The sequence below is a fragment of the Asaia sp. BMEF1 genome (genome assembly GCF_051628905.1).
GTDB lineage: Bacteria > Pseudomonadota > Alphaproteobacteria > Acetobacterales > Acetobacteraceae > Asaia.
On record NZ_CP157575.1, the window covers coordinates 1,515,192 to 1,530,386 of the forward strand.

The 15,195-nt window shown below is 60.1% G+C and carries 12 protein-coding genes; 4 read left to right on the forward strand and 8 right to left on the reverse strand.

Going from position 1 to position 15,195, the window contains the following annotated elements; genetic code table 11:
* Window positions 1-43: 43 nt before the first annotated feature.
* On the reverse strand, window positions 44-2,134 hold the full coding sequence (locus ABHV46_RS06515; protein WP_438383823.1) for a S46 family peptidase: 2,091 nt from the start codon (window positions 2,132-2,134) through the stop codon (window positions 44-46).
* A 672-nt stretch (window positions 2,135-2,806) separates the two neighbouring features.
* Here ABHV46_RS06515 and ABHV46_RS06520 point away from each other — a divergent pair.
* Both ABHV46_RS06520 and ABHV46_RS06525 read left to right on the forward strand, forming a co-directional pair.
* Window positions 2,807-5,344, forward strand: a complete 2,538-nt coding sequence (locus ABHV46_RS06520; protein WP_336946267.1) for a TonB-dependent receptor plug domain-containing protein — start codon at window positions 2,807-2,809, stop codon at window positions 5,342-5,344.
* Between the two features lie 167 nt (window positions 5,345-5,511).
* Window positions 5,512-5,892 carry a VOC family protein gene (locus tag ABHV46_RS06525; protein ID WP_438383827.1) on the forward strand — a complete coding sequence of 127 codons (381 nt, stop codon included), beginning with the start codon at window positions 5,512-5,514 and terminating at the stop codon, window positions 5,890-5,892.
* Here the strand turns inward: ABHV46_RS06525 and ABHV46_RS06530 are convergent.
* Genes ABHV46_RS06530 through ABHV46_RS06545 form a run of 4 tightly spaced genes read right to left on the reverse strand, consistent with a single transcriptional unit; the run spans window position 5,877 to window position 11,194 of the window.
* Entirely contained in the window at window positions 5,877-8,975 is a 3,099-nt protein-coding gene (locus tag ABHV46_RS06530) for an efflux RND transporter permease subunit (RefSeq protein ID WP_438384294.1), read from the reverse strand. The genes ABHV46_RS06525 and ABHV46_RS06530 overlap by 16 nt on opposite strands.
* Window positions 8,976-8,982: 7 nt before the next feature.
* Window positions 8,983-10,155 (reverse strand): efflux RND transporter periplasmic adaptor subunit, encoded by a 1,173-nt coding sequence (locus ABHV46_RS06535; RefSeq protein ID WP_438383828.1) that lies wholly within the window; start codon window positions 10,153-10,155, stop codon window positions 8,983-8,985.
* A gap of 14 nt (window positions 10,156-10,169) precedes the next feature.
* A complete protein-coding gene (locus ABHV46_RS06540) occupies window positions 10,170-10,436 on the reverse strand; it encodes a metal-sensing transcriptional repressor (protein WP_336946270.1) in 267 nt (88 codons plus the stop codon).
* 56 nt (window positions 10,437-10,492) lie between these two features.
* The gene (locus tag ABHV46_RS06545; RefSeq protein ID WP_438383830.1) at window positions 10,493-11,194 is read right to left on the reverse strand and encodes a pirin family protein; all 702 of its coding nucleotides are present in this window, start codon (window positions 11,192-11,194) and stop codon (window positions 10,493-10,495) included.
* Between the two features lie 91 nt (window positions 11,195-11,285).
* On the opposite strand from ABHV46_RS06545, the gene ABHV46_RS06550 reads away from it, so the two are divergent.
* Window positions 11,286-12,206: a LysR family transcriptional regulator gene (locus ABHV46_RS06550; RefSeq protein WP_336946272.1), complete on the forward strand. Its 921-nt coding sequence runs from the start codon at window positions 11,286-11,288 to the stop codon at window positions 12,204-12,206.
* Between the two features lie 86 nt (window positions 12,207-12,292).
* Window positions 12,293-12,691, forward strand: a complete 399-nt coding sequence (locus tag ABHV46_RS06555) for a helix-turn-helix domain-containing protein (RefSeq protein WP_336946273.1) — start codon at window positions 12,293-12,295, stop codon at window positions 12,689-12,691.
* 109 nt (window positions 12,692-12,800) lie between these two features.
* Here the strand turns inward: ABHV46_RS06555 and cobM are convergent, their stop codons facing one another.
* From cobM to cbiE, 3 genes are read right to left on the reverse strand one after another with little or no spacing between them, the layout of a single operon-like run.
* Window positions 12,801-13,583: a precorrin-4 C(11)-methyltransferase gene (cobM, locus tag ABHV46_RS06560; protein WP_438383833.1), complete on the reverse strand. Its 783-nt coding sequence runs from the start codon at window positions 13,581-13,583 to the stop codon at window positions 12,801-12,803.
* Complete coding sequence (locus tag ABHV46_RS06565) at window positions 13,580-13,963, reverse strand: cobalamin biosynthesis protein (RefSeq protein WP_336946275.1); 384 nt, start codon at window positions 13,961-13,963, stop codon at window positions 13,580-13,582. Before ABHV46_RS06565 ends, cobM begins: the two co-directional genes overlap by 4 nt.
* Window positions 13,960-15,195: a precorrin-6y C5,15-methyltransferase (decarboxylating) subunit CbiE gene (cbiE, locus tag ABHV46_RS06570; protein ID WP_438383838.1), complete on the reverse strand. Its 1,236-nt coding sequence runs from the start codon at window positions 15,193-15,195 to the stop codon at window positions 13,960-13,962. Before cbiE ends, ABHV46_RS06565 begins: the two co-directional genes overlap by 4 nt.

Sequence of the window (15,195 nt, forward strand, 5' to 3'; positions counted from 1 at the left end):
GCCCCTTTCCGGGGAGCGGGGCAGCGCCACGCGGAGAGCACGTTCAGCGATGACCGTTGATCAGCTCACCAGCCAGACCGTCTTCATGATAGACGATTTTCAGGGCCGCAATAATGGCGCTCGTATCCGTCGCAACCGCACGGTTGTTGCTGATATCGTAATAGAGGTCGCCAGCCAGGCTCGGCAGATTACCGTCAAAAATCAGACCGACGGCCTTGCCCTCTCGGCTGATGACCGGCGAGCCGGAATTGCCGCCCACGATGTCATTGGTCGAAACGAAATCGAGATGGGTTGCCGGATTGACGGCGGCCTTCGCATCGAGCCAGCGCTTGGGCAGAGCGAAAGGTTCGCTGCCAGTGGCGTGGCGATACATGCCAGCAAAATCGGTAAAGGGCGCCACATCGACGCCGTTCTTGCGCCAGCCTTTGACCGTGCCATAGGAAAGGCGCGGCGAGAACGTGGCATCAGGGTAAAGCGTATCGAGGCGCCCCTCAGCCTTTGCCTGAGCGAAACGGGCACGGGCAATATCGCCCTCAGCCTTGTGCAGCGGCGCAGCGACTTCATCACGCATACGAGCGCGCAACGCAGCATAGCTGGGATAAAGCTTGCGGACGAACACCACCAGCGGGTCGGTTGACGCATCGACCGCCTTGAGGCCGCCTTTCCATAACGCCAGACGCGCCGCCGGGTCGCCCATTGTCGTTCCCTTGATCAGGCGGGCAGCGAGATCATCGGGGGCATCATTGCCAAGCGCCAGATGCACAAGCGCATCGTCGGCCCCGATGGTCTGGCGCAGGCTCGTCAGGCGAAGCGCGAAAAGAGCCGTTTCGAGTTCGGGGTAGAATGGCTCTTTCGCGCCAAGAGCGGTTTCGATTTCACCAAGCTGGGCGTCGTGGAATCCGGCATGGCGCTTGGCATCCGGCAGACCGCGCTCATGAGCGCCCTCGACCAGCGACATGACATTATCGAGCGCACCACCGAACACCATGCCCAGAGCCAGATTACGTGCGAACAGATCCTTCTCGAGCGCAATGGCCTTGTCGACGGCCTTGAAGGGTTCGCCATAACTCGCCCTGCGAGCCGGATCGGCGTCAATCCATGCCTGAAGTGCGGCATCTTCCTTGGCGCGGCGCGCAACGATATCGCTCGATTGCAGGGCAGACTGCGTGCCCGAAAATGACTTCAAGGCGTTCTGCACACCGAAGAGCGTGTTTTCGGCCTGCTTGGCATGCTCGGCACTTTCACGCCCGTATTGCCACAACATGCCTTCGCGCACCGAATACAGGGCGATGACGGTCGGATTGATTACGTCGCGCTGGAAAGCAAGAGCAGCGGCAGGGAGGCCGCGCTGGGTGCGTCCCGGATTGCCAGAAGTGAAAACGAGATCATCCGCCTTGGGGCCTGCAGGGTCGAATTGCAGGAAAGGTGTATGAACGGGCTTGCCGTCCTCATAGACACGCAGCATCGATAGATCGATATCGTAGCGCGGGTAGTCGAAATTATCGGGGTCGCCACCAAAAAACGCGATCCCCTGCTCGGGCGCCATAACGACGCGCACATCCTTGTATCGGCGATAGCGATAGAGCGCCGTCTGCCCACCATGATAAAGCGAGACCATGTCGCAGCGCCAATGAGCGTCATCACCGCCAACGCAGTCTTTGGTGAGTTTGCTTTCGACTTCCTGAAGGGCCGCTGCATAAGCCGCGCCCTGCTTGCCCTTGGTGGCATCGGCGACGGGGCTGGAAACATCTTTCATCGTGTCGAGACGATCAAGCTCCATGCCGGGGCACTGACGCTCATCGGCGAGGTCCTTGGTCGTGAAACCGTCGCGGAAATAATCGTGGTCCTTGTCCGACAGGGCGGCCAGGCAGGAATTTGCGCAGTGATGATTGGTCATCACCAGACCGTCACCCGAGACGAAAGAAGCCGAGCAGCCTTCTGCCAGTCGTGCCGAAGACTGAACGACATGCCGAATCCAGCTAGCATCGGGGGTGAAACCATAGGATTTCTGCAAGGCCGCCTTGGGCAAATGGTCGAAGGTCCACATGCCTTCATCCGCATGGGCCGTGCTCGCAAAAGCGACAGCACCGATAAGCGCAGAGGAAAGCAGAAGCGGGGATCGTTTGACAGACATGGATCGAAAGCTCGCGACTGGATGATGATATAATATATCAATCCATATCGCGTGCCGATTTGCAACCGGGCGCAAACCCCGCAGATCGTTGCTCGGCGCCCTTGGCTCGCGATGCCGAAGAGCCGGATAGACACTGCCCCGGTGATCGGCACAGTTTATATCGAGGCTGCAACATTGCATTTTCCCCTGTCACGACAGCGCCGGATCTCCATGACAAATTCATGACATCCATGGAACGGGACCTGACGCGGCACTTCGTGTCCTCTTTCTCGGCACGCAGATCTGCGAGAGGATAAAGAGGTTTTTACAAAGAAGTTACATGACGTTTCAAAAACCAGATCGACTCGCAAAGTTGTTGAGACATGATTTCGAGAGGAAAAATACTGCACGCACCTCAGTCGATCATTGCCTTGAAAAGCTTAAATCCGAAAGCGAGAGAGGTGATTTCAATAAATATGGAATAACGCAGCCGACATAATGCAATTTTACCAATGATACTCTTTGAAAACGTCATTTCAGCAGACAGATATTTTTCCTCCCGGCCGCCTACTGAAATAGTCTATCAAAAACCAGAAATAATACGACATATTGCCATAAAACCTTAACTTTACTCGAACCGCGCCGGTAACAATTTTGCGACCCGTTACATCCAGAGACGTGTCGGAGAGACCGGTGAAAAGACTTGCCCTGTTCCTCGTTGCAACGACTGCCTGCACGCCATTCGTGAGCCGGGGCGCCGAAGCAGCCGCCTCGCCCGAGGCGCAGGAAGTCACCCAGAAAAAAGCCGATAAGGCGACCGCGCTGGCGAAGAGGAACAAATTCGTCAAAGCCTCTGACGACGCAGAACAGGTGGTTGTCACCGGCACGCGTGAAAGCCATGTCAAGGCGCGCCAGAGCATCAGCCCGGTGGTCGTGATCTCCTCCAAGACGCTTGAGCGTTCGGGCGAACTCAACGTCGCCAATGCGCTGACACGCACCTATCCGTCCATCACCATGAGCGCACGCGGGTCGAACACGAATTCGCTCGTGTCGTCTATCCAGATGCGCGGCCTCGGGCCTAACGAAACGCTGGTTCTGGTCGATGGCAAGCGTCGCCATTCGACGGCCAATATTGTGCAAAAGCCCGGCCCTCAATTCGCCTCTTCGGGCGTCGATCTGAACATGCTTGCGGGCAATATGATCGACCATATCGAAGTGCTCGAAGATGGTGCAGCCGCGATGTACGGTTCTGACGCCATCGCAGGCGTGGTGAACATCATTACCAAGAAAAAGGACCATGGTCTGACCCTGAGCGGTCAGGGCGGGGCGAATGCCTATCTTGGCAGCGGCGAGCAATATCAGCTCGATGCCGATGGCGGCTTCAAGCTGGGCAAGGATGGCTATGTCCATCTCGGCGCGCAGTTCTATCAGACACAGCACGCCATCGCCTGGGGCCCGGATCACGCGCTGCTCGGCTACTGGCCCGCAGGTGCCGATACCAAGAACTACTTTGTGGGCGTCAAGCCCGGCTCGGAAAGCTGGCGCGGCCGCAAAACCGATTATCTGAGCACGCCGAAGGAAACCCGCGAGACCTTCGCGCTCAATTTCGGCAAGCCTCTGGCGGCTGGCATCGAGCTTTATGGTCAGGCGACGCTCGGTTATCGCCATGCCGAAATGATGGCCTATAAATATCCCTATGTCGTGCCCGCCGCCGGCATTTCGGAACTCCGCCCGATTACGGGAGATGACGAACTCGATTACGCAGCCGAACTCGGCATCAAGGGCGAAAACCTGTTCGGCTTCGACTGGAATCTTTCGACCGTTTATGGCGGCGATAACTCACGCATCAGCATACGTGACGTCGTCAATCTGGGCGAACTCGCCCGCACCGGCTATTCGCCCAGCAAGTTCTGGGACTACACCCAGAAGAACACGCAATGGACGAATAATCTCGATCTGCGTCGCGGTTTCAAGATCTGGTCCATGCCGGTCAGCCTTGCCTTTGGTGGCGAGCATCGTCTGGACTCCTACCAGATCATTTCAGGCAATCCTGAATCCTATCTCGATGGTGGTCCGGTCGAGCACGCAGGTATTCCGCCGCAATCGGCAGGCACCTGGTATCGTAATATCTACTCGGCCTATGTCGATGCGACCTTCCGCCCAACGCGCAAACTGTCGATCGATGTTGCTGGACGGTATGAATATTATACCGACACCGACAACACAGAAAACGGCAAGCTTTCGGCCCGCTACGATTTCACCAATCGCTTCGCGCTGCGCGGCACGATCGCCAACGGGTTTCGTGCCCCCACCCTGCAGGAATCGCATTTCAGCCGTCTGAATATCTTCGCAGGCACGGGCAGTGTCGGCGGTCAGTTGCCGGTTGAATCCGCTGCCGCCCGCTCTCTGGGCGCGCAGGGCCTGAAGCCCGAGCGCTCGGTCAATGCCAGCGCGGGCTTTACCATGGAGCCTGTGCGCGGTCTCCATGTCGAGGCCGACGTGTATCAGATCAATCTGCGCGACCGTATCGTGCAGGGCGGTACGGTACGTGGCGCGCAGGCGCTCGATGCCATCCGCTCTTTCGGGTTCGACGTCTCTCCCTCGGCAACCAATGCTGCCGCTTCGTCTGCCTACTTCCTGTCGAACGGGGCCAGCACGCGCACACAGGGCGTGGATATCAAGGCCGATTACCTTGTGCATCTGCATGAATACGGCAATGTCGCCCTTATGGCGGCGTTCAACCTCAACCGCACCCGCCTGCATCACAACGGCATCTCGACCATCGGCAAGCCATTGCTGAACGAACAGACCATCGGCTACATCACGACCGCGACGCCGCGCAGCAAGATCATCCTCAACGCGCTGTGGACCATCGGCAAATGGGACGTGAATATCCGCCAGAGCCGCTACGGCGAAACCACGAACATGATGACCTATCAGGACTGGACGCCCGCTTCGGCCACCTGCGCAAGCGGTGGCGCCCTGCGCTACTCCAATTCCTGCTTCGGCCAGTTCAAGAACACGCCGCGCTGGCTGACCGATCTGGAAATCGGCTACCGGATTACCTCGCGCGTTCATGCGACGATCGGCGTCAACAACGTGTTCAACGTGCGTCCCCGTCGCTTGCCTGGCAATCTCGTGCCTGCCGGCGGTTCGATGTACGATCAGTTCTCCAATCAGGTGCCTTTCACCGGCGGCTATTATTTCGGCCGTATCAGCGCCAGCCTCTGAGCCACTCAATGGTTCGGCACGACAAGGCCGGGGGCGGAAACGCTCCCGGCTTTATGCGTTATGAGAGCCGAAGCTGTGGCTCTCCTGCGGGACGTTGACACGCCAGCCTTCCTGAAACGATCCTCTGCGCTGCAGAGCGATCTGCCTCATGAAAAAGGAAAAACACCATGTTCAGTCATATCGTGATCGGCAGCAACGATCTCGACGCGTCGAAAGCCTTCTATGACGCCACTCTCGGTGTGCTGGGCTGTCCGCCCGCACAGGTCGATGCAAAGGGGCGCCTGCTTTATGTCCATGACGGCGGTCGACTGGTCGTGACAAAGCCGCTCGATGGCGCCCCTGCCTGCGGCGCCAATGGCGGCACGATCGGGTTCTCCGCCGCTTCGGCTGAAGCAATCGACGCCTGGCACAAGGCTGGTCTGGCCCATGGTGGCGTTGCCATCGAGAACCCGCCCGGCCCGCGCGAAACCCCCATTGGCACACTCTATCTGGGCTATCTGCGCGACCCCTCGGGCAACAAGCTCTGCGCCCTTCACCCGATGGGTTGATCGGGCATCACCGCTTCTGACGCCCGTATCGGCCCGTCAGTGAAAAACCGGGCATAGAGCAGCGGCAGAACGAGCAGCGTCAGGAGGGTTGAGGTGATCAGCCCTCCGATCACCACAGTTGCCAGAGGCCGCTCGACCTCGGCCCCCGCGCTGGCTGAAAACGCCATCGGGAAAAACCCGAAACTCGCTACCGAGGCCGTCGCCAGAACCGGGCGAAAACGCGCCTTTGCTGCAGAAAAAGCCGCCTCGGCGACCGCCATGCCCGCCAGTCGGAAGTCGCGTATCTGGCTGACCAGCACCACGCCATTGAGAATGGCCACACCGAACAGGGCAATAAAGCCGATCCCCGCCGCAATGCTGAAGGGCAGCCCCCGGATCGCAAGGGCGTAGATTCCGCCACTGGCCGCGACGGGCAGGTTGATGAACACCAGAAGGGCCGCACGCGGCGTGCCCAGCGCCAGGATCAGAAATACGAAAATCAGCACCAGCGCGATGGGCACCACCATGCTCAGACGCTTGACGGCTGAATCGAGATTGCGGAATTGCCCCGACCAGCTCAGACGATATCCGGCAGGCAGAACAAGCTGCTTTGCGACCTTTGCCTGAGCCTCGGTGACGAAAGACTTGACGTCACGACCGCGCACATTGGCCTGCACCACAACACGCCTATGCAGCAGGTCACGGTCGATACGGGCATTGCTCTGCTCGACCGAGATATGGGTCACATCCTTGAGCAGCACCCAGCCGCGCCCGTCTTCGCGTCTGACTTGCAACCCGCCAATACGCTCGGGAGAGGCTGTTGCACCCTCGCGATAGCGTATCTGGGTCGGGACCAACGCATTATCCAGAATCACCGGGCGACCGATATGCCCGCCGATCGCTTCGATCGTTGCCAGGATCTCCGGCACGGCGACACCCAGACGAGCCGCAGCATCGCGATTGACGTCGATATGCAGATAAGGCACCGAGCCCTCGCCCTGCTGTGCTACATCTGCCGCACCGGGAATAGACGCGACCGCCCCGATCAGCCTGCCCGCCAGCCGGTTGAGCATCGTCAGATCGTCGCCATAGATCGAAATGGCGATCTGACTTCGGACGCCCGACAGCATATCGTCCATCCGCATCTCGATCGGCTGCGTCCAGGAATAGGATGCGTCAGGCAGATCGTGAGACAGCTTCGCGCTCATCGCTGCGACCAGTTTCGCCTGCGTCATCCCTGCGCGCCACGCCTTGCGCGGCTTGAGAAAAATGAAGCTGTCAGTCTCGTTCGTACCCATCGGATCGGTCGGAATGGCAGAGGTTCCGGTATTGCTGACGACCGTTTCGACCTCGGGGAAGCTGCTCAGGATCTGCTCCTGCTGCGTCACCGAATGAAGCACCGTTGGCAGGGATGCGCTCGGCAGGCGCATGGAGGTGACAACCAGCGCGCCTTCTTCAAGCTGCGGCACGAATTCGCCCCCCAGGCGCGACGCCAGCAGCAGCGCCAGCACGAAAACCGTACCCGTGATGACGAATACGGTTTTCGCATGAGTGGCACACCATGAAAGGGCAGGCTCATAAACCCCACGCAGCCTAACGACGAGACGCGTTTCGCGGTCCTGTGGGGCGCTGCGCAAGGCGAGCGAAGACAGAACCGGCACCACGACGAAGCAATAGACGAGTGATGTCAGCAGCCCCATGATAATGGTCTGGGCCATCGGCCGGAACATCCGGCCCTCGACACCCTGAAGGGTGAGAATGGGCAGATAAACCATGATAATCACGAAAATCGCGAAGCTGACCGGGCGCAGCACGACACGAAGCGTATGCACGGCGAGGCTTTCGAGCGTTTCGCCCTGAGCGTTTCGGCTGCGTTCCACCATCAGATGCTCGACGACGACCAGCGATCCATCGACGATCATGCCGAAATCGATGGCCCCAAGGCTGAGCAGATTGGCCGAGATGCCGAAAAGACGCATACCGACAAAAGCCGCAACGAGCGAAACCGGTATGACCGAAATGATGACCAGAGCCGCCTGCCAGTTTCCCAGCACGAAAAACAGTGTGAGAAAGACCAGCAGCGCACCAAGCAGAAGATTTTCCTTGATGGTATACACTGTCTCGCCGGTCAGGGTCGCACGGCTGTAAAAGGGTTCGAGCGTCACACCTGGCGGCAGGGAATGGCGGATATCAGGCAGCGCCCTGTTGATGGCATCGAGCGTGGCATTCGAGCTGGCACCTTTTTGCATCAGCACCACGCCATTGACGATCTCGCCCTTGCCGTCACGCGTCACCGCGCCGAGACGCAATCTGGCGCCGAGAGACACTTGTCCCAGATCGCGCAGGCGCAGAACGACACCATTGGCGCCCATCGTGACCGGAATGGCCGCAAAATCGGCAAGCGAGCCGACAAGCGCCCGCCCGACCACGATCTGCTGCTCTGCCTGCTGCGCGATCCAGCCGCCCCCTGAAGAGGCGTTATTACTCTCTATCGCCGCATAGATACGCCCCATCGGGATGTCATGGGCACGCATTCGGGCCGGATCGAGGGTGAGCGTATAGGTCTCTTCGGCGCCACCATTGACATTGACCTCGGCCACGCCCGGTACGAGACGTAATTGCGGCGCGACCGACCAGGTCATGAGCCGGTTCAACGCCAGTGGGGAGAAGCGTTTATCTCCCTTGATCTGGATCTGCATGATCTCGCCCATGCCGGTGGCGAGCGGCCCCATGGAGAGGCTGACGGGCACGGCAATACTCTCGCGCGCCTTTTGCAGCCGCTCATTCACGCGCGTCCGGTCCAGATCGAGATCGGAATGCTCGTCAAATTGCAGATAGACAACCGACACACCGGTACGCGACACCGAGCGCAGATCGACCAGATCGGGTAATCCGGTCAGGCTGGCCTCGAGCGGGAAGGTGATCTGCTTTTCGACCTCTTCAGTCGCCAGACCGGGGGCCGTGACCGAGACCAGAACCTGTTGCGGCGAAATATCGGGCACGGGCTCGACCGGCAGGCCGGGGACGACGAAAAGTCCTGCCAGAACGAGCAGCGTGCAGAGCGCCAGAACGGCCAGCTTGTTGGCTTGCAGGAAATGCCACATGGCCCGGTCAGTCATCCGCCATGGAAGAAAGCAGCGCCATGGATTTCAGGGTGAAGCTCCCCTCGCCCATGATCCGGTCGCCCGCATGCACCGGCCCGGCAATCAGGGCGCTTTCTTCATTCTGCTCAACGATCTGTACCTCGACCGGCTCGAAATGCGTCGCGTCACGACGCAGAAAAATCACATCATGCCCATCGATCTCCTGAAGCGCCGCTCTGGGTACGACCAGCCCCTTGCTGCCTGCTCCGCTCTGGAACAAGGCATCCAGCATCGTACCTGGCCGGAGAGAAGCGGGAGGATGGTCGAGGGTACACACCACGCGCACCAGACCTGTCGACGGGTCGGCAAGACCCGCTATCGTCTCTATCTTGGTCGAGAGCGGGGCCGATTTCTCCTCTCCTGCCAGATGAAAAACCGCCCCTGCCCCGGTTTCGAGCCGCGCCGCGTCGTCGGGCGAGACATCCGCCACGAGCCACAGACGCGACAAATCGACCACTGTCACCAGATTATCGCCCGCGGTAATATCGGCGGCTACAGCGGTGCGAACGGCCTGCACGACGCCATTGACCGGGCTGATCAGATCGGAGGCTTCATCCTGGACGATACGCTCCGTGACCGAAGTGAATTCTTCGGTCTGGCGATGTTCGAGTGTGGCGAGATCGGCCTGACGGGCCGTCACCAGACCGCGCTGCTGTTGCAGCATCATACGCCGACGCTCCAGCTCACCGGTGGAAACCGCGCTTCCTGCCAGCGCCAGACCGCGCTTGTAGAGCAGGCTTGCCTCAGCCTCACCAGCGCGTGCGGAATCGAGCGCCGCTACCACCTGCTCGCGTTGCAGATGCAATTCGTGCAGTGAGTGATCGGTATAAGAAATCAGTGCCTCGCCGAGCCTGACACGCTGACCCGGCGTCACATGCACGGCCGTGACCTTGCCACTACCCGCAGAGTGGATATCGACCACCCGACTGGTATCGGCATCGACACGCGCCATTGCCGCGATCTGATGAAACAGCTTTCCCTGCGTCAGGGCGATGATCGTGACCCGCTCGTTACGCTGGGCCTCGGGCGAAAGCTCGAGGACGTGATGCCACGCCTCCTCCCCCCGGGCGCCCGGTACGGCAAAGGCACCGGACAAAAACAGAATGCCTGCGATGAGGCGCGCAAAAAGGGGAAGCCGCATCGCCCGCCCCATCGTCAAAGATACTTCACGAGACGCGCGAATTCCTGCACGGCATCGTCACGAGTGATGCCGCCATCGGCCATCGCCTCGACAATGCAGTGTTCCACATGGTCCTGAATCAGGCTGCGCTTGGCGTTGCGCAGCGTGTTTTCGACAGCCTGTATCTGCTGCGCGAGATCGGCGCAGCTGCGATCGGCCTCGATCATCTCGAGAATACTCTCGAGATGGCCACGGGCCTGTTTGAGACGAAGGGCAATCTGCTTGTGCTTATGAGCGCTCATAAACGTCCCTATACCCTAGGGGGGAGGGTATAGGGAAGCCTGATTTGCGCGCGTTATCAGCCCGCCGTTTCGACCACGACGATCTCCGACTCCTCGTCTGCCGTGATCGTGAGCGGCCCCTCATCACGTATGGCTACGCCGTCACGCGGCTTGAGCGCCAGATCGCCGAGCCTGACCGCGCCAGAGGCCAGAACGGCGTAGCCCGACCAACCTGGCTCAAGCGTCCAGGAGAGCGTCTCGCCGCGCCGGATCGTGGCCGCCTTGACCCGTGCCTCGGCATTGATCTTCAGCGCATCCTCATCACCGGTCACACCCGAGGCGAGCGTGACGAGGCGGTTATCGCGCGCCTCGACCGGGAAGGGCCGGGTGCCCCATGACGGCGCATGACCGCGTCGGTCTGGCATGATCCAGATCTGGAACAATGTGGTGGTTTCGCGCTCAAGATTGGCCTCGCTATGCACGATGCCCGTGCCTGCCGACATGACCTGAACCTGCCCTGCTTCGGTCCGCCCTTCATTACCAAGCGAATCCCGGTGCGAGATGGCACCGCTACGCACATAGGTAATGATTTCCATGTCGCGATGCGGGTGAGAGGGAAAACCGCTATCGGGCGCGATTTCATCGTCGTTCCAGACCCTCAGCGCGCCCCAGCCCATGCGATCGGGATCATGATAGCTCGAGAACGAAAAGTGATGGGCCGCCTTGAGCCAGCCGTGATCGGCATGGCCGAGAGAGGCAAAGGGGCGATAATCGATCATGGGACAATCCTTCTTTCCGTGATGCGCTCACCATAGGGAAACAGGCCAAAGTCAAGATATAGAAATAATGGCAACAGATCGGTTCCATTTTATGACAACACGCCTGCCCGATTTCGAGGCTCTCGCCATTTTCGCCCGTATCGTCGAACTGGGATCGTTCAGCGCCGCCGCGCGCGCATTGGGCCTTTCGCGCCCGACGGTTTCGAAGGCGATAACCCGTCTCGAACAGGCGACGGGGACCTTCGTTTTCAACCGGACGTCACGCAAACTGGCTCTGACCGAGACAGGGCATCGCGTGCTGGCTCACGCAATGCGGCTTCTGGGAGAGGGCGAAGCCGCCGAAGCCGAACTGCGTCGCGCCGTTCATCATCCGCATGGATTGCTGCGGATCACCGCCCCTATCTCCTTCGGGCTCAGCCATGTTGCCCCGCTCCTGCCGGATTTTCTGGCACAGTTTCCCGATATCACCCTCTCGATCACCTATACGGATGAGCAGCTCGATCTTATCGAGGGGGGATTCGATATTGCGGTCAGGATCGCAGCCCATGCCCCCTCATCGCTACGTGGGCTTCGCCTGTGCCGCATCCCCCTGCTTCTTGTCGCCTCGCCCGATTACCTGGCACAGCATGGTCGCCCGTCTCATCCGAGAGATCTGAGGCGCCATGAAGGATTCCTCTATACCAGCACCCAGAATGGCAGTTTCCTGCGCATGAGTTGCCAGGGTGAAGCGCTGCAGGTCGAGCCACCCACACCACGCTACAGCGCCAATAATGCCGAGGCCTTTTTACCCGCTCTACTCGCGGGACTCGGTATGGGCGTCTTTCCCGAGTTCATGATTGCCGCACCCTTGAGCGATGGCAGGCTGGAGCATGTGCTACCTGACTGGCGCTTTCCCGAGACCGAACTCAGCCTGCTGACACCGCCAGGCCGCTCCCACCCGGCACGGGTCTCGGCATTTCTAGACCAGATCGGTGGTATCTTACGTAGCAAACCCTGGAAACAATCTACCTAATTTTACCGAAAGGGGGCTGATTTCGGCCTTCGGCAAGTGCTAACCGTGGTTATGTAGAATTTTTGAAGAATAGAGAGCAAGAAAACATGTCGGTAAATCGAAAGGGCGAAATGTCACCCAGCTTTGCTCTCACACGGCGCATCGCAATGCTTCGAAAGAGTCAGGGCCTTAGTCAGCAGCAACTTGCCGACGCTTTGGGGGTATCGCGATCGGCTGTTGCTTTTTGGGAAACAGGCCGTGTCGGTAGTTTGCGCAAATACATTCCCAAGCTTGCTGTTCTATTCGATGTTTCGACTGAAGCCTTTCTTACTGGCATGGTCGAAGAAGATATTCCTGCGGTTCTCACCCCGGATGAAGACGATCTGCTGCGCCTTTACCGCTTTCTCGATCCCGAACTGAAACTAACCGCTCAGAAATGGATGGAGCGTCAGGTTCACAAGCAATCGGCAGCCCGCAGGAAAGAGGAAAGAGAGAACACGATCTGACCCTGCTATCCATGACTGCGTTGGTTGCGATAAGCCCAAGCAGGCCTTCCTGACTAGAGGACCGGCATGCTCATGCCACGGTTCACATCCTGAGACGCGGAATATCTGGTCAGATGATCTCGTGCGGCGAGGTGTCGTCGCGCCCGCGAAACCGTCTCTGATAATGCGCATCATAGAGCGCGCTCTCTTGCGTCATTGCCGGGTCGAGCGCATGGCCCACCAGAATAAGAGCCGTGCGTTTCTCGGGCTCGTCAGCCATCACCCCGGCAATCTCACCGAGCGTCGCCTCAACGCAACGCTCATCCGGCCAACTGGCACGGGCGACAATCGCTACGGGACAGGCAGAGCCGTAAAAGGGCAACAGACGCGTCACCACCTCCTCAAGCCTGTGTATGGCGAGATGAATCGCGAGAGTGGCTCCGGTTGCAGCAAAGGCCTCAAGTCTCTCGGCCTTGGGCATTGCGGAGGCTCGCCCGGAGATACGCGTCAGCACGAGGCTCTGCACCAGACCCGGCACCGTCAGTTCCCGCCCAAGAAGCGAGGCAGAGGCTGCGTAAGCCGGCACACCCGGTGTCAGCGTGTAAGGAATGTGATGCTTGTTCAGGCGGGCAACCTGCTCGGCTACGGCGCTGTAAACGGACAGATCGCCCGAATGCAGACGGGCGACATCCAGACCGTCACGATGGGCCTGGACGAAAATGGCCTCGATTTCGTCCAAACAGAGCGGCGCCGTGTCGATCAGTCGGGTATGCGGCCCGCAAAAGCCCAGAACATCGCGCGGAATGATCGAACCGGCGTAGAGGCAGATCGGCAGTCGCGCCAGCAGATCGCGCCCACGTATGGTCATGAGATCGGCGGCCCCCGGCCCGGCGCCGATAAAATGCACTGTCATAAAGTGAGCGTCTCGGGGACGATCGAGGCGAAAGCACAGGTCACACCCTCACCGGCGATACGCGCGCCCAGAAGCTGCGCCTGTGGGCCGAGCGCCGCCAGCGCGCAGCCCTCGGCGATCGACCCGAAACCCATGGTGATACGCGCGCGCTCGGAGTGGGTAAGGCAACGCGGCTGGGCCGAAGCCAGCGCCAGAAGATCGACAACGGCGATGGGCAGGCTGAAGAGCTGGGCAACAGCCTGTACCGCCGCGTGATTCTGTCTGAAAGGCGGCACTGCAAAGCTGTGGGGCAATCCCCAACGCTCGACAGCCTGCTTTACTACCGCGATCATAGCCTCTGGCGAGGCATCGAGCTTGCAGCCCAATCCCCCGATGATCATGTCTTGACAGCCTGATACTGAGTCACTGTCATCGCGGGCCTGAATCCAAACACATGTCCTATCGGTCCTAGACGCTCTACGCCGATGCGCGATAGCGCACCGCCCCACGCTTGAAAAGCCTGGAAGAGTCGCTGCTCGCCTTCGAGCGTTACCGCGTTGGCCACCATACGACCGCCCGGCCTCAATGCCGACCAGCCCGTTTCGAGCAGTCCCGGCACACCCACGCCCCCACCGACAAACACGGCATGGGGCGCCACAAAACCAGGCAGAACACAGGGAAGCGCGTGCTGTTCCACGTGAAGCTCGGGCACACCAAGCGCCTCGGCATTACGCCAGATGCGCGCCACGCGCGCTGCGTCGCGCTCGACCGCAAAGGTACGATTGGCGGGATGGCGCAGCATCCACTCGATCCCTACCGACCCCGACCCAGCCCCCAGATCCCACAAGATCTGACCCGGATGCGGCGCCAGCGCCGAAAGCGTGACAGCACGAATCTCCTGCTTGGTAATCTGCCCGTCATGCTCGAAGAAATGATCGGGCAGGCCGCTGGAGAGTGGCAAAAGCCGCGCCTCCGCACCGGCAACGATCTCGACCGCCACCATATTGAGGCGGGCAACAGGCTCGGGCATGGCCTCGCAGGCGCGCAGGGAACGCAGGCGTTGATCGGGGCCATCGAGAGCCTCAAGAAGATGAAGCCTGCTTTGGCCGCACCCCCGTTCGGTCAGGAAAGCCGCCACATCGGCGGGGGTGGTTTCATCGGCAGAAAGCAGCAATAGCCGCGCACCGGGTTGAAGATGCGGCACAAGCCGGGAAATCGCCCGCCCGCAGAGGGAAACGACAGAAACATCCTGTACCGACCAGCCCAGACGGGCGCAGGCAGCGGTCAGACAGGAGCGCCCCGGCACGACAGTCAGCGCCTCACGACCGAAATGCGCGACGATCTGCGTCCCCGCGCCGAAAAAAAACGGATCGCCAGAGGCCAGAACGACCACCTTCCTGCCCGCATGGCTTTGGAGCGCGGGCATGGCCTGCGCATAGGGCGAGGGCCATGGCTGTTGCTCGGCACGGCTTCTTCCCTCGATCAGGGCCAGATGGCGCCTGCCCCCCATAATCACCTCGGCGTCAGCAATTGCCCGTTGCGCCTGTCGTGAAAGCGCCTCAAACCCGTCTTCACCAAGCCCTATGAGTGTGAGCCAGGGTGTGGCGCCTGAGTGGGAAGCGAGAAAAGGCAA